This is a genomic window from Shigella flexneri 2a str. 301 (assembly GCF_000006925.2).
Taxonomy (GTDB): Bacteria; Pseudomonadota; Gammaproteobacteria; order Enterobacterales; family Enterobacteriaceae; genus ECMA0423.
Window position 1 is genome coordinate 2,538,748 of sequence record NC_004337.2, and the last position, 20,703, is coordinate 2,559,450.

Annotated in this window: 22 protein-coding genes, 1 pseudogene and 1 other annotated feature; of the genes and pseudogenes, 12 read left to right on the forward strand and 11 right to left on the reverse strand. The window is 49.7% G+C overall.

Going from position 1 to position 20,703, the window contains the following annotated elements; genetic code table 11:
• Positions 1–234: 234 nt before the first annotated feature.
• The 4 genes from cysU to yfeT all read right to left on the reverse strand — a co-directional run bounded on the left by cysU (position 235) and on the right by yfeT (position 4,367).
• Complete coding sequence (gene cysU / locus SF2478; protein NP_708276.1) at positions 235–1,068, reverse strand: sulfate/thiosulfate transporter subunit; 834 nt, start codon at positions 1,066–1,068, stop codon at positions 235–237.
• On the reverse strand, positions 1,068–2,084 hold the full coding sequence (gene cysP / locus SF2479) for a thiosulfate transporter subunit (protein NP_708277.1): 1,017 nt from the start codon (positions 2,082–2,084) through the stop codon (positions 1,068–1,070). The genes cysU and cysP overlap by 1 nt, the downstream gene beginning before the upstream one ends.
• A gap of 303 nt (positions 2,085–2,387) precedes the next feature.
• On the reverse strand, positions 2,388–3,179 hold the full coding sequence (ucpA, locus tag SF2480; RefSeq protein ID NP_708278.2) for a short chain dehydrogenase: 792 nt from the start codon (positions 3,177–3,179) through the stop codon (positions 2,388–2,390).
• 186 nt (positions 3,180–3,365) lie between these two features.
• Positions 3,366–4,367 carry a transcriptional regulator MurR gene (gene yfeT / locus SF2482; RefSeq protein ID NP_708279.1) on the reverse strand — a complete coding sequence of 334 codons (1,002 nt, stop codon included), beginning with the start codon at positions 4,365–4,367 and terminating at the stop codon, positions 3,366–3,368.
• Here yfeT and murQ point away from each other — a divergent pair.
• Both murQ and murP read left to right on the forward strand, forming a co-directional pair.
• Positions 4,330–5,226 carry an N-acetylmuramic acid-6-phosphate etherase gene (gene murQ, locus SF2481; RefSeq protein ID NP_708280.1) on the forward strand — a complete coding sequence of 299 codons (897 nt, stop codon included), beginning with the start codon at positions 4,330–4,332 and terminating at the stop codon, positions 5,224–5,226. The two genes, yfeT and murQ, sit on opposite strands and share 38 nt — an antisense overlap.
• A 3-nt stretch (positions 5,227–5,229) precedes the next feature.
• The gene (murP, locus tag SF2483; protein NP_708281.1) at positions 5,230–6,654 is read left to right on the forward strand and encodes a PTS system N-acetylmuramic acid transporter subunits IIBC; all 1,425 of its coding nucleotides are present in this window, start codon (positions 5,230–5,232) and stop codon (positions 6,652–6,654) included.
• 179 nt (positions 6,655–6,833) lie between these two features.
• On the opposite strand, the gene SF2484 is transcribed toward murP, so the two are convergent.
• The 4 genes from SF2484 to SF2487 all read right to left on the reverse strand — a co-directional run bounded on the left by SF2484 (position 6,834) and on the right by SF2487 (position 9,326).
• Positions 6,834–7,733, reverse strand: a complete 900-nt coding sequence (locus SF2484; RefSeq protein NP_708282.2) for a hypothetical protein — start codon at positions 7,731–7,733, stop codon at positions 6,834–6,836.
• Positions 7,734–7,828: 95 nt separating this feature from the next.
• A complete protein-coding gene (locus tag SF2485) occupies positions 7,829–8,404 on the reverse strand; it encodes an RpoE-regulated lipoprotein (RefSeq protein NP_708283.1) in 576 nt (191 codons plus the stop codon).
• A gap of 60 nt (positions 8,405–8,464) precedes the next feature.
• A complete protein-coding gene (locus tag SF2486) occupies positions 8,465–8,914 on the reverse strand; it encodes a hypothetical protein (RefSeq protein ID NP_708284.2) in 450 nt (149 codons plus the stop codon).
• Complete coding sequence (locus SF2487) at positions 8,901–9,326, reverse strand: acetyltransferase YpeA (RefSeq protein ID NP_708285.2); 426 nt, start codon at positions 9,324–9,326, stop codon at positions 8,901–8,903. The genes SF2486 and SF2487 overlap by 14 nt, the downstream gene beginning before the upstream one ends.
• Before the next feature lie 213 nt (positions 9,327–9,539).
• Between SF2487 and amiA the strand changes: the two genes are divergently transcribed.
• Entirely contained in the window at positions 9,540–10,409 is an 870-nt protein-coding gene (gene amiA, locus SF2488; protein ID NP_708286.1) for an N-acetylmuramoyl-L-alanine amidase, read from the forward strand.
• Between the two features lie 3 nt (positions 10,410–10,412).
• On the forward strand, positions 10,413–11,312 hold the full coding sequence (hemF, locus tag SF2489; protein NP_708287.1) for a coproporphyrinogen III oxidase: 900 nt from the start codon (positions 10,413–10,415) through the stop codon (positions 11,310–11,312).
• Between the two features lie 5 nt (positions 11,313–11,317).
• Positions 11,318–12,370: a sequence feature (Similar to Escherichia coli K12 ARAC-type regulatory protein gi: 1788778 (351 aa). BLAST with identity of 96% in 350 aa. This CDS ontains frameshift. The sequence has been checked and is believed to be correct.), on the reverse strand.
• Here the strand turns inward: hemF and yfeG are convergent.
• The 3 genes and pseudogenes from yfeG to SF2492 form a co-directional block, all read right to left on the reverse strand.
• Positions 11,318–12,370, reverse strand: a pseudogene (gene yfeG / locus SF2490). (Overlaps the previous feature by 1,053 nt.)
• A gap of 45 nt (positions 12,371–12,415) precedes the next feature.
• Positions 12,416–12,916, reverse strand: coding sequence for a carboxysome structural protein EutK (locus SF2491; RefSeq protein NP_708288.2), 501 nt, complete (start codon positions 12,914–12,916; stop codon positions 12,416–12,418).
• A 12-nt stretch (positions 12,917–12,928) separates the two neighbouring features.
• The gene (locus tag SF2492; RefSeq protein ID NP_708289.1) at positions 12,929–13,588 is read right to left on the reverse strand and encodes an ethanolamine utilization protein EutL; all 660 of its coding nucleotides are present in this window, start codon (positions 13,586–13,588) and stop codon (positions 12,929–12,931) included.
• A gap of 1,181 nt (positions 13,589–14,769) precedes the next feature.
• Here SF2492 and SF2493 point away from each other — a divergent pair.
• The 8 genes from SF2493 to SF2499 all read left to right on the forward strand — a co-directional run bounded on the left by SF2493 (position 14,770) and on the right by SF2499 (position 20,702).
• Positions 14,770–15,561, forward strand: a complete 792-nt coding sequence (locus tag SF2493; protein NP_708290.1) for a hypothetical protein — start codon at positions 14,770–14,772, stop codon at positions 15,559–15,561.
• Positions 15,562–16,280: 719 nt separating this feature from the next.
• A complete protein-coding gene (locus SF2494; RefSeq protein ID NP_708291.1) occupies positions 16,281–16,676 on the forward strand; it encodes a hypothetical protein in 396 nt (131 codons plus the stop codon).
• Positions 16,677–16,693: 17 nt separating this feature from the next.
• Complete coding sequence (locus SF2495; protein ID NP_708292.1) at positions 16,694–16,957, forward strand: hypothetical protein; 264 nt, start codon at positions 16,694–16,696, stop codon at positions 16,955–16,957.
• 22 nt (positions 16,958–16,979) lie between these two features.
• Positions 16,980–17,522, forward strand: coding sequence for a hypothetical protein (locus SF2496; RefSeq protein ID NP_708293.1), 543 nt, complete (start codon positions 16,980–16,982; stop codon positions 17,520–17,522).
• 96 nt (positions 17,523–17,618) lie between these two features.
• Positions 17,619–17,948 carry a hypothetical protein gene (locus tag SF2497; RefSeq protein NP_708294.2) on the forward strand — a complete coding sequence of 110 codons (330 nt, stop codon included), beginning with the start codon at positions 17,619–17,621 and terminating at the stop codon, positions 17,946–17,948.
• Positions 17,949–17,986: 38 nt separating this feature from the next.
• Complete coding sequence (locus SF2497a) at positions 17,987–18,193, forward strand: hypothetical protein (protein ID YP_008439269.1); 207 nt, start codon at positions 17,987–17,989, stop codon at positions 18,191–18,193.
• Between the two features lie 584 nt (positions 18,194–18,777).
• Positions 18,778–18,990 (forward strand): hypothetical protein, encoded by a 213-nt coding sequence (locus tag SF2498; protein NP_708295.2) that lies wholly within the window; start codon positions 18,778–18,780, stop codon positions 18,988–18,990.
• A 251-nt stretch (positions 18,991–19,241) separates the two neighbouring features.
• Entirely contained in the window at positions 19,242–20,702 is a 1,461-nt protein-coding gene (locus tag SF2499; RefSeq protein ID NP_708296.2) for an amino acid antiporter, read from the forward strand.
• Position 20,703 lies beyond the last annotated feature (1 nt).

Genomic DNA, 20,703 nt, shown 5'->3' on the forward strand with positions numbered 1-20,703 from the left:
CCGGTACGGCAATCAGCGCGATCATCACCGTCAGCCAGATGGCGTGCAGCATGTCCGGATCGGCCAGATTCTGTAAAACCGGCATCAGCCCCTTGCTGAATGCCTGCACGAAGATGTAAATCATCGGCACCAGCAGGATGAACGCCGAAACCAGCATCCCGATGCCAATCAGAAACCATTTGCCCCAGTTAATCGGGCGCGCGTCATAACGCTTCAATTGGGTAACTTCCGCCATTAATGACCTACCACACGCCGACCAAAGCGACTTTGCAGAGTGTTAATTGAGAACAGCAGCAGCAGAGATGCCGCGAGGATCACCGAAGCAATCGCGCTCGCTGCCGGGTAATCAAACTCCTGTAAGCGCACAAAAATCATCAGCGACGTCACTTCCGTCTTCCACGCGATATTTCCGGCGATAAAAATCACCGCGCCAAATTCACCAAGACTACGGGTAAACGACAGCGCCACGCCCGCCACCAGCGCCGGAGAAAGCTCCGGCAGCACCACTTTGCAGAAACTCTGCCAGCGCGTTGCACCAAGCGTTTCCGCCGCTTCTTCATATTCCGGGCCTAACTCTTCCAGCACCGGCTGCACGGTACGCACCACAAACGGAATGCTGGTAAAGGCCATCGCCACCGCAATACCAAGCCAGGTATAGGTGACTTTGATATCAAACTTCGCCAGCCATTCACCGTAAAAACCGTTTACGGAAAAGAGCGAGGCCAGCGTTAAACCGGCGACTGCCGTTGGCAGCGCAAAGGGTAAATCCATCAGCGCATCAAGCAGCGTGCGGCCCGGAAAGCGATAACGTGTTAAAATCCACGCCATCAGCAGACCGAAAACGCCGTTAAAAATCGATGCCACAAACGCCGACAGCAGCGTCACTTTGTAGGCCGCGACCACCTGCGGGTTGGTGATCACCTCCCAGTACTGCGCCCAGCTCATCTCAGAAAGCTGCATCACCAGCGCAGAGAGCGGCAGCAGCAATATCAGGCACACAAACAGCAGACTGGTGCCAAGGCTTAAAGTAAAGCCCGGCAGCACGCGTCTTGAAGAAACTGCAAACATTACTTACGCCCCGCCGCTAACAGCTTGTCTAACTCGCCGCCGCTGGTGAAGTGGGTTTTCATCACTTCCGGCCATGAGCCAAATTTGTCTTCCACGCGGAACAGTTCGGTCTGCGGGAATTTATCTTTCAGTTTGTCCATGACTTCCGGGTTATTCACACGGTAGTAATAGTCGGTGATGATGGTCTGCGCCTGTGGGCTGTAGAGCCAGTTCAGGTAGGCTTTTGCGGCTTTTTCCGTACCGTTGGCCTGCACATTTTTATCGACCCACGCCACCGGGAATTCCGCCAGAATATTGGTTTTCGGGATCACCACTTCAAAGCCCTGTGCTTCATACTGTTTACGGATGTTGTTCACTTCCGATTCAAAGCTAATCAGCACATCGCCCAAGCCACGCTCGGCAAAAGTGGTGGTTGCGCCACGACCGCCGGTATCGAACACTTCAACGTTTTTCAGGAACTGGGTCATAAACTGTTCGGTTTTGGCTTTATCGCCACCGTCAGCTTTATCCGCTGCGCCCCATGCCGCCAGATAGGTATAACGCGCGTTACCCGACGTTTTCGGGTTCGGGAAAATCAGCTTCACGTCGGAGCGCACCAGGTCGTTCCAGTCGTGGATATTCTTCGGGTTGCCCTTACGCACCAGGAAGCCCATGGTGGAGTAGAACGGCGAGCTATTATTCGGCAGGCGCGACTGCCAGTCAGCCGGGATCAGCTTGCCTTTGTCGTGCAGGATTTGTACGTCGGTCACCTGGTTATAAGTGACAACGTCTGCTTTTAAGCCCTGCAAAATCGCCAGCGCCTGTTTTGATGACCCGGCATGAGATTGTTTTATCGTCAGTTTGTCGCCGCCGTTATCTTTTGCCCATTGCTGTTCAAACGGCGGATTCAGGGCGGCAAACAGCTCGCGGGAGACGTCATAAGAACTGTTCAGCAGTTCCGTTGCCTGTACATGGCCCGCCAGCAGCAGAGAAGCGACCAGCGCGAGTGAGTTCTTTTTCAGTAAGTTAACGGCCATTGCGCACCCTTATAAATTTAATGACTTTCTAATAGCCATCATATTTATAACGGACGTGAAAGGAGTAACGGTTTTATATACCGTTTGGTGATTTGGAAGTTAAAAAGGGAATAAGAACTTGGTTCAACAGGCGTAATTGTTGCAGGCAGTTTGGACACGGACAGCGCGGAGAAACCGGAGCGTACACATAGTACGTGAGGATTTCGAGCACTGCCCGGGGCCAAAATGACAAATGAAATAGCCTGGTGAACTTAGTTCAAGACGAAATCCTCCCCACACATGCAGGGAGGAAACAGAGGTGAATCAGATACCGACGCTAACCGTCTCCGGCAGTGTGCTGCCGCCATCAATCACATTCTGTGTACCGGTTAAATAGCTGGATTCATCCGATGCGAGGAAGGCCGCCAGTTCGCCGACTTCCAGCGGATCGGCGAGGCGACACAGCGGGATTGCTTTTGCCATTTCAGTCAGCACCGATTCTGGATCTTCCGGGTTCGACTGGCGGGCAATGCTTTCCGCCATTGGCGTGCGGACGTATCCCGGGCAGATGGCGTTAACGCGAATACCGGATTGCGCGTACTCCACCGCCAGCGATTTAGTCAGGCCAACAATCGCCGCTTTCGTTAAGGCATACGCCGTTTCGCCAGGATCGGCCACCATATCACCAGTGACTGAAGACATCATCACAATGCGACCATCTTTGCGCGCAATCATCTCCGGCAGCACCGCCTTCGTGACGTTCCATACGCCTTTAATATTGATATCAATATGGAAATCGCGATCTTCATCGCTCATATCGAGGAAACTGCCCAGACGACAAACGCCTGCGTTATTCACCAGGATATCAATGCGCCCTTCTTTTTCCTTCGCGCGTTTGATAGCTGCGGCTACCGACGCCGGGTCACGCACATCGGCGACAACCGCCGTACAGCGATGACCACGACCACACAGTTCGTCCGCTAGCTTTTCGATCTCAGGGGAGATATCCAGCAAGATTAGGTTCGCGCCATGACGTGCAAAAGTTCTGGCAATTCCTTCGCCAATTCCCTGCAATGCGCCCGTAATCAGTGCTGTCTTGCCCGTGAGTTTACCCATTTTAATGCTCTCCTTGTTAATACAGAGCGTTACACTCCATTCCCTCTGAAAATACAGGATAAACAAAATATTGCTGCGGATCAGCTCACTAATTCAGGAAAATCTCAATCCAGTCGCTGCTTTATGCATCATTTCAGGCGTTGTGTTAGCTCACTGCTGCGCTGAATCATTTTCAATGACGCCACATCATTGATGTTGCACAAGACCAACAAACAGTAAATCGGTAACAGAATTTTGCGCCGTGCGGGTAGACATCGACGAGCTACGCCATTCGGTTTCACCGGAAACGGTATCGAGCGTGAAATGCGCCAGCCGCCGCAGCGGAGAGTCAGCCAGAGAAGTAATGGCAATCACCGTTGCCCCCTGCTTTCGTGCCGCTTCTGCGCACAAGACAATCTCTTTTTTACTGCCGCTGTAAGAGATAGCGATTTGTACATCGCCTTTTTTCAACGCCTGGGAAACGGTGGCTTGTACGTGCGTGTCGGCTTCGCAGGCCACGCGATAGCCAATTTTCATCAGTTTGAACGACAGATCGCGCCCCACCAGCGCCGATCCGCCCAGGCCCGTTATCTGGATAAACGGTGCTTTACTGATGACCTCAATGATTTTTTGCAGCCGCGCGTAGTCGAACAACGCACAGGTTTGCTCCAGCGCCATCTCTTTTTCGCGATTCAGTTTGCGGGCAATCACTTCCAGCGAATCATCACTGGTAATCGAACTGTGCACGTGCAGCGCCGTGGCATTCGTTTTCTCCCGGCTGGCACTGTATTCGCCAATTAACGCCATACGCAGTTCAGTAAATCCTTGCGCGCCGAGCTTCTGGGCAAATTTCACAATGCTCGACTGGCTGATACCGAGCTGTTTCGCCATCTGCCGTGAAGAGACGGATTTCAGCTCGCTCACTCTGGCCCGCAGAAAGTCAGCAATTTTTTGCTCGTTCCCGGTAAATTCACTTTCCGCATTGCGTATTTTCGTCAGGTACAACATCTTCCACTCTCCTGGGCTGGCAGCAAAAATTCCGCTTAAGTTCTTATGACGCTCTTCACACTCTGCGAGTGTAGACTCAATGATTCCTTTAAGTCTGTCAATTCGGGATATATGATTCCATACATCTGCAATTATTTGATCGTAAATAGTAAGGTCACCACCGATGCAACTAGAAAAGATGATTACTGAAGGCTCGAACACCGCCTCGGCTGAAATTGACCGCGTATCGACGCTGGAAATGTGCCGGATTATCAACGATGAAGATAAAACCGTACCGCCTGCCGTTGATCGCGTCCTGCCGGATATCGCCGCGGCGATCGATGTTATCCACGCCCAGGTCAGCGGCGGCGGTCGTCTGATTTATCTCGGTGCGGGAACATCCGGTCGTCTGGGGATTCTGGATGCCAGCGAATGTCCGCCCACCTACGGCGTGAAACCGGGTCTGGTGGTTGGTTTGATTGCTGGAGGCGAATATGCCATTCAGCACGCGGTGGAAGGAGCTGAAGATAGCCGGGAAGGTGGTGTTAACGATCTGAAAAATATTAATTTAACGGCACAGGATGTGGTGGTTGGCATTGCTGCCAGCGGTCGCACGCCGTATGTGATTGCCGGACTGGAATACGCACGCCAGCTCGGCTGCCGCACAGTGGGAATTTCCTGTAATCCGGGGAGCGCCGTTTCAACCACCGCTGAGTTTGCCATTACACCGATTGTAGGTGCCGAAGTTGTTACCGGTTCTTCGCGGATGAAAGCAGGTACAGCGCAGAAACTGGTGCTCAATATGCTTTCCACCGGGCTGATGATTAAATCCGGCAAAGTGTTCGGCAACCTGATGGTCGATGTGGTCGCCACCAACGAAAAACTGCATGTGCGCCAGGTCAATATCGTTAAAAACGCCACCGGATGTAATGCCGAACAAGCGGAAGCGGCGTTAATTGCCTGCGAGCGCAACTGTAAAACGGCCATTGTGATGGTGCTGAAAAATCTCGATGCCGCAGAAGCTAAAAAACGCCTGGATCAACACGGCGGCTTTATTCGTCAGGTTTTAGACAAGGAATAACCCATGGCCAAAGAGATCAGCAGTGAACTTCTGAACACCATTCTTACCCGTGTCGGCGGACCGGGAAATATCGCCAGTTGTGGTAACTGTATGACGCGCCTGCGTCTGGGTGTACATGACAGTTCACTGGTTGATCCCAATATCAAAACGCTGGAAGGCGTGAAGGGCGTCATTTTGACCAGCGACCAGGTGCAGGTCGTTTTTGGGCCTGGTAAAGCGCATCGTGCCGCAAAAGCGATGAGCGAGCTGCTGGGCGATGCACCGGTACAGGATGCCGCAGAAATCGCCGCCCAGAACAAACGTCAGTTAAAAGCCAAACAAACCTCCGGCGTGCAACAATTTCTCGCCAAATTCGCCACCATCTTCACGCCGCTGATCCCCGGTTTTATTGCCGCCGGTCTGCTGCTGGGGATAGCGACGTTAATTGCCACGGTGATGCACGTTCCGGCAGATGCTCAGGGCACGCTACCCGACGCGCTGAATTTTATGAAGGTGTTCAGCAAAGGTTTGTTCACCTTCCTAGTGATTCTGGTGGGCTATAACGCCGCCCAGGCATTTGGCGGCACGGGCGTCAATGGCGCAATTATTGCCGCACTCTTTTTGCTCGGTTATAACCCCGCTGCAACCACCGGTTACTACGCCGGTTTTCACGATTTCTTTGGTCTGCCCATCGATCCGCGCGGCAATATTATCGGCGTGCTGATTGCCGCGTGGGCCTGCGCCCGCATTGAAGGCATGGTGCGCCGCTTTATGCCGGACGATCTCGACATGCTGCTGACCTCGTTAATCACCCTGCTGATCACCGCTACGCTTGCGTACCTGATCATTATGCCGCTGGGTGGCTGGTTATTCGAAGGTATGTCATGGCTGTTTATGCACCTGAACAGTAATCCGTTCGGTTGTGCGGTTTTAGCCGGGCTGTTCCTGATCGCCGTGGTATTTGGCGTGCATCAGGGCTTTATTCCTGTTTACCTCGCGTTAATGGACAGCCAGGGATTCAACAGCTTATTTCCCATCCTTTCAATGGCAGGCGCGGGCCAGGTGGGCGCGGCGCTGGCACTCTACTGGCGGGCGCAACCGCACAGTGCGCTACGCAGTCAGGTACGCGGGGCGATTATTCCCGGCCTGCTGGGCGTTGGTGAACCGCTGATTTACGGTGTCACCCTGCCCCGCATGAAGCCGTTTGTTACCGCCTGTTTAGGCGGCGCGGCGGGCGGTTTGTTTATCGGATTGATAGCCTGGTGGGGTCTGCCGATGGGCTTAAACAGCGCCTTTGGGCCGTCTGGTCTGGTGGCGCTGCCGCTGATGACTTCCGCACAAGGCATCCTTCCGGCAATGGCGGTTTATGCTGGCGGGATTCTGGTGGCATGGGTTTGCGGGTTTATTTTCACCACGCTCTTTGGCTGCCGTAACGTCAATCTGGACTGATATTATGAAACGGACAATGCTCTATCTTTCTCTGCTGGCTGTTAGTTGTAGCGTCAGCGCCGCAAAATACCCTGTTCTGACAGAAGGTAGTTGATCAAGTATATGCGGCGTTAAAGCAGTAATAAAAAGGCCAGTCAGTAATGTTACTGCCTGGCCTTTAATCAATGAATCAGAAACGCTTACAGCGCCATCAACTTGTCCAGCGACGGTGCGAAATAATAGCCGCCGGTTACCGGTTTGGTGAAACGCAACATCGCATCACGTTTGCCATCGGTATCGCCAAACATGCTCAGCAGTTGCTGCTCAATGTTATGCAGACGCGCGCAGTAGGCGCAGAAGTACAGACCGTGAGTGCCACTGGCGGTGCCGTACGGCAGGCTCTGGCGAACAATCTTCAGCCCTTTGCCATCTTCTTTCAGATCAACGCGGGTGAGGTGAGAGGTTTCCGGACGTTCGTCGCCGTCAATCTCTTCGTTGGCCTCTTTGGTGCGCCCGATCATCATCTCCTGATCGTGAACGCTCATCCGGTTGAGCTGCTTCAGGTTGTGCTCCCAACGCTGCACAAACACATAGCTGCCGCCGGAATCCACGCCGTCTTTGATAACCGCCACTTCGCGGCGCGTCTCTTCACCCGCCGGGTTTTCTGTACCGTCAACAAAGCCGCTCAGGTCACGCTCTTCCACCCAACGGAAGCCGTGGATCTCTTCTTTCACTTCAATGCAGTCACCAAAGGCTTCCATCGCCGCCTGAGCGACAGAGAAGTTTACGTCGTGACGCAGAGAAAGAATGTGGATCAACACATCGAACTGGGTCGTCGGCGCAAGGCCTTTACCGTAGCCCGGAAAATCTTTCAGCTCTTCTGCCCCAACGCCGCCGCTCAGAGCGCGCCAGGTGTTGTTACCAAAGGCAACCACCGCACCAAGATGCGCGTCCGGGAATTTCGCTTCAAAAGTTGCCAGTTTGTCGGCAAATGTTTTACTGGCCGCACGCAGGGCGTCAACTTCCCCTTTCACGTTGGCTTCGATCCAAATCGCCGCGCGGCAATGTTCTGGCAAAATGCCACTCTGAACCTGAGACATTGTTCCTCCTGAAAATAAGAATGCCACGCAATCCGTGGCATTGTTGAGCGCTATTTTACGTGTTTTTTCGCGACGGCGGTTTGTTCAGACGCAAATTAACGCCGCCAGATAATTTTACTGACTTTCCAGTTTTTCAGGGTATCGTCCGAAGGCATTAACCCTTCAGGACCACGCCATTCCCCGCTGAACTGGTAGCTAATATGTTGACTGCCTTCGGCTTTACATTCGACGGCACGATTATCATCACCATCAGCTTTTTGGCAATTGCCAAATGCTTTGCTGTAAAGGTCGCTAAACGGTGTACCGATTTTAACACCGGTGTCAGCAGGAATATCGCTATCCAGCACGTCAATGCGACTGATCGTGCCTTGATCGCCGTTAATCACCATCGCCACGTTGTCGCCTTTCATCACTTCAAAAAAGCGCACCACGTTGCCGTTCGTGGTTTTCATTCCGCTGCGCAGGCGATAATCGCCATCAAGCGCATCAGCAATGGCTTGTTCTTGCAGTGGTGTGGACGCCGTTAATTCACCCACGCCCTGCTCGCTCACTTTGGTGGACGATCCAAACCAGTTCCACGGGTTAGCGGCAGACCAGTTAACTGACGACATCGTGGAACAGCCGGTCAGCATCAACGGCATAGCGCATAACATTAAACGCAGCGATTTCATGTCACTTCCTTTGGTTATTCAATAACGTTGCTTGGAGTGCAAATTCACCAAAAAGTGCCGTTATTCTTTTTCTTCATTAAAACAAGCGCGTAAACGTCGATTGGTCAGCAGCCAGATTAACGCCACAATATCCGCCACTACCAGCGCCAGACCGATACCGCTAACGGATTCACCGTTCAGCCACAGCCACGGTTGCCAGCAAAGTAAAACCACCTGCGCCAACAGCAACAGAAAATAGAGCACATGCCAGGTGCGAGGAAACGAAGCCCGCCGACCGCTCAACAAAAACGCCAGCACCGCCGGAATACCGGGAATCAGCCCCAGCCAGAAATTATCGTGATCGGGATAAAACAGATTTAGCAGCGCAGTACCCTGCTCACGCGACGCACCGGCAATGACAAACAGCACCCAGGTTCGCGCCTGAAGCAATAGCACAAGCCAGAAGAGCAAGGGTAAACGCAGGCGTCCGTGCGCATCATAATGGACAGGATGGAACTCAGTACTCTTCATCTTCAATCAAACGCTTACCCAGACTCAGCACGTCGGCGTGTTCATATCCCAGGCGTTCATACATTCCGAGCACCATGTCGTTATCTTCCGGCACGTTGATCTGAATTTTCGGGCAGCCGCGAGCAATCAGCTTTTTCTCCAGCCGGTTAAGCAACGCATTGGCAATTCCACGCCCACGAAACTCTGGATGCACGCCAAGATAATAAGCAGACCCGCGATGCCCGTCATAACCGCCCATCACCGTTCCGACCACTTCACCGTTTACCTCAGCGACCAAAAACAAACTGACGTCATGGTTCATCTTACGCTCGATGTCCATTTCCGGATCGTTCCACGGACGCAGCAAGTCGCAACGCTCCCAAAGGGTGATGACCTCTTCGAAATCTTCCTGGCGAAATACGCGTATCTCCATGGTATTCGTTACCTTTTTGCGGGTTAAAAGGCTGATTATGGCGTGAACGGTCGAATTAGCCAATATCTGACGAAAATCGGTTGAAAAAGTGGCATAATGGGGAGTTGTCAACTATTGAAATGAAAAGTAAAACAATTCTCAACAGCAAACCGTCGTAACGGATTACGCGATACGATATAACATCTGGAACTTTATTATTACAACTCAGGCCGTATGAGCACTTTTAAACCACTAAAAACACTCACTTCGCGCCGCCAGGTGCTGAAAGCCGGTTTAGCTGCCCTGACGTTGTCAGGAATGTCGCAAGCCATTGCCAAAGACGAACCTTTAAAAACCAGCAACGGACACAGCAAGCCGAAAGCCAAAAAATCTGGCGGCAAACGTGTCGTTGTTCTCGATCCAGGCCACGGCGGAATTGATACCGGAGCGATCGGACGCAACGGTTCGAAAGAAAAACATGTGGTGCTGGCGATTGCTAAAAACGTCCGTTCCATTTTGCGTAATCATGGGATTGATGCGCGTTTAACGCGTTCTGGCGATACGTTTATCCCACTTTACGATCGCGTTGAAATCGCCCATAAACATGGCGCAGATCTGTTTATGTCAATTCATGCCGATGGCTTTACCAACCCGAAAGCTGCCGGTGCTTCGGTATTTGCCCTCTCTAACCGTGGGGCAAGTAGCGCAATGGCGAAATACCTGTCTGAACGCGAAAACCGCGCCGATGAAGTTGCCGGTAAAAAGGCGACTGACAAGGATCACCTATTGCAGCAAGTACTGTTTGATCTGGTGCAAACCGATACTATTAAAAACAGCCTGACGCTTGGCTCGCATATTCTGAAAAAGATTAAGCCGGTGCATAAACTGCACAGCCGCAACACCGAACAAGCCGCGTTTGTGGTGTTGAAATCGCCGTCGGTTCCTTCGGTGCTGGTGGAAACCTCGTTTATCACCAACCCGGAAGAAGAGCGGCTGTTAGGCACGGCGGCGTTTCGTCAGAAAATCGCCACAGCGATTGCTGAAGGCGTGATCAGTTATTTCCACTGGTTCGACAACCAGAAAGCACATTCGAAAAAGCGATAAGTTATGAAACCCGACGCACACCAGGTTAAACAGTTTCTGCTCAACCTTCAGGATACGATTTGTCAGCAGCTGACCGCCGTCGATGGCGCAGAATTTGTCGAAGATAGTTGGCAGCGCGAAGCTGGCGGCGGCGGGCGCAGTCGGGTGTTGCGTAATGGTGGTGTTTTCGAACAGGCGGGCGTCAACTTTTCTCACGTCCACGGTGAGGCGATGCCTGCTTCCGCCACCGCTCATCGCCCGGAACTTGCCGGGCGCAGTTTCGAGGCGATGGGCGTTTCACTGGTAGTGCATCCGCATAACCCGTATGTTCCCACCAGCCACGCGAATGTGCGTTTTTTTATTGCCGAAAAACCGGGTGCAGAGCCCGTTTGGTGGTTTGGCGGCGGCTTCGATTTAACCCCTTTCTATGGTTTTGAAGAAGACGCCATTCACTGGCACCGCACCGCCCGTGACCTGTGCCAGCCATTTGGTGAAGACGTTTATCCCCGTTACAAAAAGTGGTGCGACGATTACTTCTACCTCAAACATCGCAACGAACAGCGCGGCATTGGCGGGCTGTTCTTTGATGATCTGAACACGCCAGATTTCGACCACTGTTTTGCCTTTATGCAGGCGGTAGGCAAAGGCTACACCGACGCTTATTTACCAATTGTAGAGCGACGTAAAGCGATGGCCTACGGCGAGCGCGAGCGCAATTTTCAGCTCTACCGTCGCGGTCGTTATGTCGAGTTCAATCTGGTCTGGGATCGCGGCACGCTGTTTGGCCTGCAAACTGGCGGGCGCACCGAGTCGATCCTGATGTCAATGCCGCCACTGGTACGCTGGGAGTATGATTATCAGCCAAAAGATGGCAGCCCAGAAGCGGCGTTAAGTGAGTTTATTAAGGTCAGGGATTGGGGGTAACTCCCTCACCCCCATTCCCGCATCCGCTGATGCAACGTCAACGACGGCTTCTCGGCAAACAGCTGCTGGTAATCCGTGGCAAATTGCCCCAGATGCCAGAATCCCCACTGCATGGCGGCGTCTTTTACCGTTGTGCTTTGCGACCACGGGCTTATCAGTTCGCGGCGTACGACGTTCAGGCGAATGCGTTTCAGCCACGCGTTTGGGCCAATGCCTAAAATAGCGTGAAACGCGTTTTGTAGCGTGCGGCGACTGACATGCAGTTGATTACACAAATCCAGCACCGTCACCGGTTCGGACATGTTTTCCAGCACATATTCACGGGCGCGGGAAAGCAACCGACGGTAACTCTGATGACTGATGCTTTCCGCCGTCACCATTGGTTGCGCTTCTTCCAGCATCGCCCCCATCGCCATTAGCAAATTATCCCCCAGCACTTTTCGCACTGCAGGCTGATGGAGATTTTCCGGGTTCTCGCAAAACGTCGCCAGCGCCTGTTGGACAAAGCCCCACAGCGCGGCTTTATGCTGCTCTTTCACTTCCAGCGCCGACTGGCTACGCAGCATATGTAATACCCGATCCGGATTGTGCAAAAAGTTAGCCTGACAGGTGATGACATCTTCAGACAGCACTACGCCCAGGATCGTATAATCGTCCGGCGTACTTAATTCAAACTCGGTTCCACCGGGGCGCGTCGCTATTTCTGCGCTTCCCAGACATTGCGAACCGATAAATCCCTGCTCACCGCGCGTCGCCGGAATGCCAAACCAGAACGAGTTCGGCCAGACCAGGCACGACTGACGCAGCGCCAGACCGGTGTATTCACGAAAAACCTGAATATCATCGAGTAGAATTTCCGTAAATTCACCATGAAACTTGCCCGGATGCAGCTGATCGTAAATCTGCTGCTAGGCGGTAATCGTCAAAGCATGTTCATAGACATCCGTTGTCTGTCGTTGATGAACATTATCCACTTCGACCTTCGGCGTGAGCTTCAGGTTTTCGGGTAAGGGTTCATGATAAAGATGGTGCAAATTGGCTGTACGGGTCTTTTTCATGATGTTAATGCCGGGTGTTGTAGGACACCCGGCACCTCCGACAGGTTAATGGGGCTTGAGACGATAACGACTACTGCGTTTACGTAACGTCCCGGCAGAAAAGAGCTGTTCGAGCGCATTTCTGGCTTTTTCCAGCGGCCAGCCAAAGTGGGCGGCCACTTCTCCTGCCGTCATTCCCTGACATACTGATGTTAACAGCGCCAACAACTCGTCAGCAGATTCCGCGACGATAACTGGCGCGTCGGGTTCCTTTACGGGTTGCTTCGGCTGGCGGTTAAAGCCAGTAACCAGCCACTGGGTGTCATCGTCTGGCCGACCGATCTCCTTACGGCTGATGACACGCCCGGTACGCATCGCGGCAGCACAACCTGCGTCCAGCGCCGCACGACACGCCGCCAGATCGCCTTCCACCACCAGCGTTAAGCGACCAGGGTCAAGCACTTCGTGACTGAGCAGACGAACGTTAGCTGCTTTGAGCATGGCATCCGCTGCATCTATCGCGGCGACCATGCCGTCCACTTCCAGCAATCCCAGTGCATTGATCATCGGCAACCTCCGTTACGCACGCTGGATTGGATTACGCGCGATTTCCAGCACTGCATCGGTAAAGGCGTTACAGGCTGCTTTACACGCGGCCTGGCTACCGGTTAAAAATGCTGCCGAGTAGTTGGTTTCAGACGGTGGCGGGACGTAGGTCACCAGCTGTACGTCGGCAGATTTCAACGCGGCATCAATGCCGTAGGTCGCTTCCAGCGGCGGTGCCACCAGATACGCCATCGGATCGCCAAGCGTGATCCCGGCGGTTGATGAAAGATAAGAACCGGTACGCGAAACCACATGCGCCAGGAAGGCGGTGTTTTCTGCGTCATTGGCCCACTGGAAAGCTGCGCCATTTTCAATATGTGCAACCATCGCATCCAGACCGGCACGCACTTCCGCCGGGTTTGGCCCACCAAGCATAATCAGCACTTCACCGGCAGTCGGTGACGGGCCGTGTGCCGCTCCCGCATACAGCGAGCGACCATATACCACTTCGACCATCGCTTGTTTGGTCGCTTCGTCAGCCGCAATGTAGGTTACGTCGTCAGAATCGGCAGAAATCAGCCCGAGGCTACGAATATGCGGCGGCAATTTTAGTTCACGCGCAAATTCAGCGTTAACGGAGGCAATCACCCGCATGGCGGTTACCGACGGTCGAATCAAATCTAAAGCTGGCATGATGCCTCCTTATCGGGTCATGTTGATGCCGGATGCTTTCTGCTCCAGCATACGTTTCGCCAAATCCACAATGACGGCACAGCAGCACGAAAGAGAAGCAAAAGTCAGCTACCTGGTACACTAGGCAGCGGGTCAGCAAAGGGGGACAAATGCCCCTTTTTTCATGTCAGATAATCAGATCATTACCTCAATAAACTAATAATCACATCGCGGTTACAACCAGTTTGATAGTGATAGCTCAAACCCAGACGTGGCGCTGGCTGCAAGCAAAATAAGCCGCAAAAATGCGACCCCATGTTTACTAGCCGCAAAAATGCGGTCCTATTTGCCAGAACCTTTTATTATTCAATTGGTTAGTGCAAGAAAAAGCGTGATTACTGTTCAAGAAGTATCCAGAAAGGTCATGATTTTGACGCTGAAAAAAAATAGGTGGGCATTTTTGCCCACTCACTAGCCGCAAATTTGCCCACTCACTAGCCGCATTTTTGCGGCCCAAAGTAATAAATACAGAGAAATAATAAATACAGATCAGCGCCAAGATTTTTCGTCTTTTCGGCGGAATCATGAGACTAGTGCTTACGTCCTGATAACCTCCAGAGCAGACCTTAACTTCTGTGCAGCAGGACTACGCTCATTGCCGCTCGGCTAGGTCAAATCCTCACGATAAAGCTGTTCGGATTGTGACCATAATGTTAAAGGACTCTTTAAATCATTCCTTGACGAATTAACTAGCTGGCTTAAGCGGAATAGCATGCAGGATAAAAACAAAACCAGCTTAGCAGTGGGGAGAGCTTCGCTTCGCTCGTCTCCTGGGGCCAATGCTCAATGAAACGACGTAAGGCACGGAGCGCTCACCATAGGTAGACACATAAACATCTGAGAGCGCACCTTCTATCGCGCTACGCGCTCAATAAAAACCAACGACACCGCCACACTGCAAGACCAATGGTTTTTATCGCGTATACAGACCAGACAGGAAACAGCAGCAAAGCAGCGTATAGCCAGGTGCAGACAGCACACTCACACGACGCACAGCAGGCTTAAGTGATCACTCAGGAAACTTTATCCCCGCCGCCGATCACCGCGAACTATCATGACCGCGCCAAATTCGAAAGGAATGGCCCATAGAACGCGATGAACACACATAAGCGCTACACTTACTTAACGTCGCCACAGAGCGATTGAGAGCGCTTAAAATCGATGCGATTTCATTAAATTTTTCTCACTCGCCTGAATGGTGGCGATCAGGACTGATCGCAACATTGCCCCGCCTCGATATTGAGCGCATAATAGATACATACATTAAGCGGAAAAGAGATAAGTTTATTGTGAAAATCAGGGGGTTACATATCATGCGCATATCAGAACAACAACGGCAGATCCTCGACTATCTGGCAAAAAACGAATCAATCACCGCACGACAAGCCGCAGATCTCGTTTATGGTGGCAATGTTACCCGCGTCCAGGTTGACGCCGCCCGCCGCTCACTCATGACGATGGTTAGTAATGGGCTAATCAGGAAACAAGGCCGCGCTTTCGTAGCTGAAAGACATATCAATCACGCTTATAGCCAGGACGTTGAAGAATTGCGCCGCCAGATCCTTTGGGTATTCAGCAAACAGGGTCAGGAGTATTTCCTTTCTGAACACCCAAATTTCGCCGCCAAAGAGTTAACAGTAAGCGGATTGTCGTGCGCACTGGATTATCTTGTCGGTGAAGGTTGCGTTACTTACAAGCAGCTATGGCACGCCCTGAATACGCTTGTAGAAGATGGTTTACTCATTGCCACGCGTGAGAACATCGAATACTGGATAATGCCGCGTTCAGGTCGCCGCAATCATGCACGGTATATTTCAGGCAACAGATACAGAACGCCGGACTTTAATCCGACACAGGAAGATCGGGACCGTGCCGAAATGATGTGCAGGGAACAGGAGAAAAGAATTATGGATAAGTTATTTTCGATGCAGTGAACACAAGCGGGCGCAATGCCCGTTTTTATTGCCTTATTCCACGCCTGACGAATCAATTTGATCACACCTGAGAAAATGCATAGCCAGAAGTTAAGGCCGTTATATTGCGATTGGGAGCGTTTTAAACGGTATCAATTTAATTAATTCTGATGTGGTGATTTGCACGCAAAAAAAACCCGCCGGAGAAGCGGGAAATAGAGACATATCGTTGTAGTTATTAACAGATCACTTTGAGGTCGAGGGCGGCTAACCCTCGCTAATATTATCCCGCTATTACCTTGCGGGTGCAAATAATCTTTTATTGCTTTGATGATTTAATAAATAGCACTTTTTGCTAACAAAAACCGCTGTCAATATATGGCCAAAAATGTCAACAGAAAAAATAAGGTTTATAATATTAAGTATCACATGGGTAATGGGTTCAGGGAATCGGAATCCACCGCCTCACGGAAATTCAAAATTTGCTTCTTCTTTCCTCCGTGGGCGGCTTCTTTTTCGTATCGAGGTATTTATGAAAGCAATAACATTAGAACAGTTCGCAGCAATGGCGAATGTATCGACCAGAACGCTGAGGCGCTGGCTAAAAAAACCATCAACCGGAGTCCCTTTGCCATTTACCCCACGCGGTACTCGCCAATTATTCTGGGAGCACGAATGCAAAGAATGGTTGTACAGAACAGAACGATAATAATCACGCATCACATTTTGAGGTAAACATCATGACCAATATCGAAAGATTAGAACGCTGTGCCGATATTATGCGACGCAGATGGATTTATGACCCTGAAGCGGGTTTATTGTTTAGCCGTGAAACAAAAGACGTTATCAAAGGCAGCATGACCAATAAAGGGCATTTGGTTGTAACGGTACATGAAGGTAAATTCAAAGTGACACTCACCTATCAGAAAGCCTGCTATGTATACACATACGGCGCTTATGACGAGACATTATATGAAGTGCACCACGTTAATTTGAACAAACAGGATAACCGCATCAAGAATATTCGCCTGATGCCGAAAGAAAAGCACCGCCGGATACATAAAAACGTCCGCAAACTTATTCGGCTGGGCCACACACAATGGCTTCAACCGCAATTAATTGAACAATCACTATAAACACAGGAGTAAATACCATGCATTCATTAGACAGTTATTTTCAGCGCACGACAGCCCCTAAATCAGCCGCCCAGGAACGCCGTGAGGAATTCCATGAGAAAGTGATGCGTTCTGCTGATTATATTGCGGACAAGTTCGTGGAAACGGTTCGTCCACTTGTTGATGAAGTAGCTGATAAACTTCAGTCTGAAATGCCGGAAGATATGGAAGGCACTGCAAAGCGGCGACTCATTTGCGAATTAAGTCGTCGTTTTGGCGTGTCAATAAGCGCTTTTAAATAATCGAAAAAAGGGGGGAAAGATAATGGACGCATTTGAGGTACTGGCAAATAAAGGCGCTGAACTGGTAGCACAGCGTGATAAAACCGCCAACGAAGGGGAACGCGCACTGCTAAATAAACAGATTAAAGCGATCCGTATGGCCCAGTTTAAATTAATCAGTAATGAAGTTATCGAAACAATTAAACCGCAGATCCCACAAATCGTTGCTGACGCTATTAAAGCCGCCGGACTGGAGAAACGCATTGCCGGGCTAAAAACGAACGCAGAGAAAATGGAGATGTACAAACAGAGCGGTGCTCCGAATCCCGATGAGTACTTCTCACCGGATGTTGAGTTTATGGCGCAGGTTGAGGAACGTCTGGGTAGCTGTCTCACCGAGGAACAGCGTCGCTATTTTGATGGAGTGGATAGTTCGGCAGGTATTGACCTGAACTCGTATTTCGGTCGTGAAATTGAGCATTTTGATGCCGCCCCGTCTATGCCGGAGCCAGAACCAGAAATGGCCACCGATCCTGAAGCTGAGCAACGGAAACGCGTATTCAATGCGATAGGGATTCGGTACTGATCGGATAAAAGAAAGCCGGGAATTACCCCGGCTGACTTAACAATGTGACCAATGAACAAATCGGACAAGACAAACAGGATAAGCAGTCTCGAAACAATGTTCGGGAACTATATTAGCACAAGTCCGGAGAAAATCATCATGTTGGCACTACGCATCATGCAGGGCATCGCTAAGACCCTCGCAGAACATGTCTTAGACCTGAAACATTCGCCACTGAGCAAACAGGCCATGAAGCGCCAAACGCTTCGTCTGTGGGCTGAATATTCGCTTGGAACTATCAATAAAATCATCGACATGAAATCGGGGCCGAGCAACCAGAGCGCGGAGGAAATGGAGTTCATCAGGCGTTTAATTCTCATTCGCAGAGACATTCATAGCCAGTTACACAGCGTGGGAATCGATATTAATGATGGGACGGGCGATTAATTTTCGGACAAGTACTATGCGCGCGCGAGGAGCTGAACATGAAGCAAGATATTGCAGACAGGCTGGAGATACTCGAAGGCCAGCGGGCAGAAGCGAAACAACTACGTAAGCAGGCCAGAAGAGCGCACAGGAACAACGAAGCAGAGTTACTAACCAAATACATCAGTTTCACCAATTACTGCATCTACGAGTGTTACAAGGAAGATGCAGAGGACTGGCTGGATTCATTGCCAGAACAGTACTGAGCAGAATAACACCACGTCATGTTGTTCTGAGGTGAGCATATCACCTCTGTTCAGGTGGCCAAATTTAGTGTGCCACTTCAGCATCACCGTTGAAATCACAATAACGATTTTTTTGTAAATATGCTCTCACATATGTAGGAATAGACCAGGTTGGCATTGAAACACATCTACCATGACCATAATAAAGTAATTTTTTGATATGTTTATGGTTTTATATTAATTAAAATATATCTAAATTTGATAGTTTTAAAATTGCAAAATCCAGATTGTGTTTGTAATGTTTAATCTGATTGTATTGAGTGGCGTTTATTATGAAAAATAAATCAGGTAATTCTTGTTATAGAGAAGCAGTCGATATTCATAGCTCACTTGAGCTTTCATTTATATTGCATAAATATCATTTGCGTGTAGATGAGAAGAAATCTCGAAATGTATTCAGCGCCATACGTGATGAGCTCATCCTTGATGGGGATTCACGACAAAACTTAGCTACTTTCTGTCAAACATGGCTTGATGATGAAATCCGTGAGTTGCTTAATTTAGCTATTGATAAAAACATGATTTATAAAGATGAATATCCACAAATGGCGGAACCTGAAGGTCGCTGTGTGCGTATGCTTTCCGATTCGTGGAGTTTCCCCGATTCGCGACACACCTTAGGTTGCTCAACCATTGGTTCATCTGAAGCTGCTATGCTCGGCCGCTTGGCGTTAAAATGGCAGTGGTGTAAAAAACGCGAAGTACAAGGTAAATCAACCGAACCTGATTTGCGATCCTGTGCAAATATGCTGGCATAAATTCTGCCGTTACTGTGATGTGAAATTGTGTGAAATTCCACTTGATGATCATCACCTGATAATGAATGCTAAAGAGGTTTTGAAGCATGTCGATGAAAACACTATTGGTGTCGTTACGACTTTAGGTATTACTTATTTTTGTAAAGCAGATTGCGTTAGTGTTTTTAAGATAAGTGTTAAAGTTAATATTAGTTTTTATATTTACATCGTAATTATATGTTTCTATTTTAAAAATGTTCGAGAGTATAAAAATGTCTAATGCTAATATCGCACCCAAAAGTAAGAAAATGACAGTGGGGACACTCGCTATCATGAATATAACTGCTGTAGTAAGTCTACGATTTATACCTTCTGAAGCAGAATACGGCTTAGGTGCCATTTTTTACTATACCTTTGCTGCAATTATGTTTTTAGTACCTGTTGCCTTTGTTGCGGCTGAGCTAGCTACAACATATCCACAAAAAGGGGGGGCATTTCGATGGATAGGAGAAGCATTTGGGGCTCGCTGGGGTTTTGTAGGAATGCTTATGACCTGGCTACAAGTCATCCCCTACTTTCCAACAGTACTGACATTTGGTGCAGTCTCGGTTGCATTTATTGATGTTGATATGGGGGTGGCAGAATCAATTGCCAGTAATAAATGGTATATTTTATTTTTCGTACTATTTGTTTACTGGGGAGCTATTTGTGTTGCATTACGTGGCGTTGGTATTTTCTCGCAGGTATCTAAGTGGTGCGGTATTATAGGGACAATTATTCCAGCTATTATCCTTGTTATTCTTGGTTTCTCCTATCTGTGGTTCAGCGGTAAACCAGCGGTGATCCCATTAGGTTGGGGTGATCTTTTCCCTAATATAGCTAACTTCCAGAATATTGTTCTTGCCGCCAGCATATTTCTTGCTTATGCAGGGATGGAAATGAATGCGGTCCATGTTAACGATTTAGATAATCCAACTAAAAAATACCCAATTGCAATTACCATCGCTTCTATAGGTACTATTGCAATATTCCTGCTCAGTACTTTAGGGGTCGCCTTTATTATTCCTACAGATAAAATTAGTCTAACTCAAAGTTTGTTGGTTGCCTACGATATGCTGTTCGAATGGGCTGGAGTGCCATGGCTTGGCTCTGTGATGGCATTTATGCTAGCAATTGGCGTACTGGGTGGGGTGGTTACTTGGATTGCAGGGCCTAATACAGGTGTATTAGCGATCGCGAAAGCTGGTTATTTACCTAAGTTTTTCCAAAAAACCAATCGTCATGGAATGGGGCACCATCTAATGTTTGTACAAGGTATAATTGTCTCAGTTCTTTCTGTTACTTTTGTGATAATGCCTTCAGTTCAAGCAGCTTTTCAGATTTTATCACAGTTAACAGTTATGCTCTATTTAGTTATGTATATGCTCATGTTCGCTAGTGCTATCTATCTACGACATTCTCAACCTGATACAAAACGCCCATATCGAGCCCCTGCTTTATTTTTCTGGGCAACACTTGGATTCTTAGGGTCTTTTCTGGCTTTTGTATTAAGTTTTATTCCGCCCGAGCAAATCCCAACTGGTAGTCCAACCAGCTATGTTCTTTATTTGTTAGTATTAGTTGCCCTATTTTTATTAATTCCAATATTAATTTACGCCTTCCGAAAATCTGACTGGAAAGATCCAAACTCTGATTTCGAACCATTTTCTTGGGAAAAAAGAACTAGTAATTAAA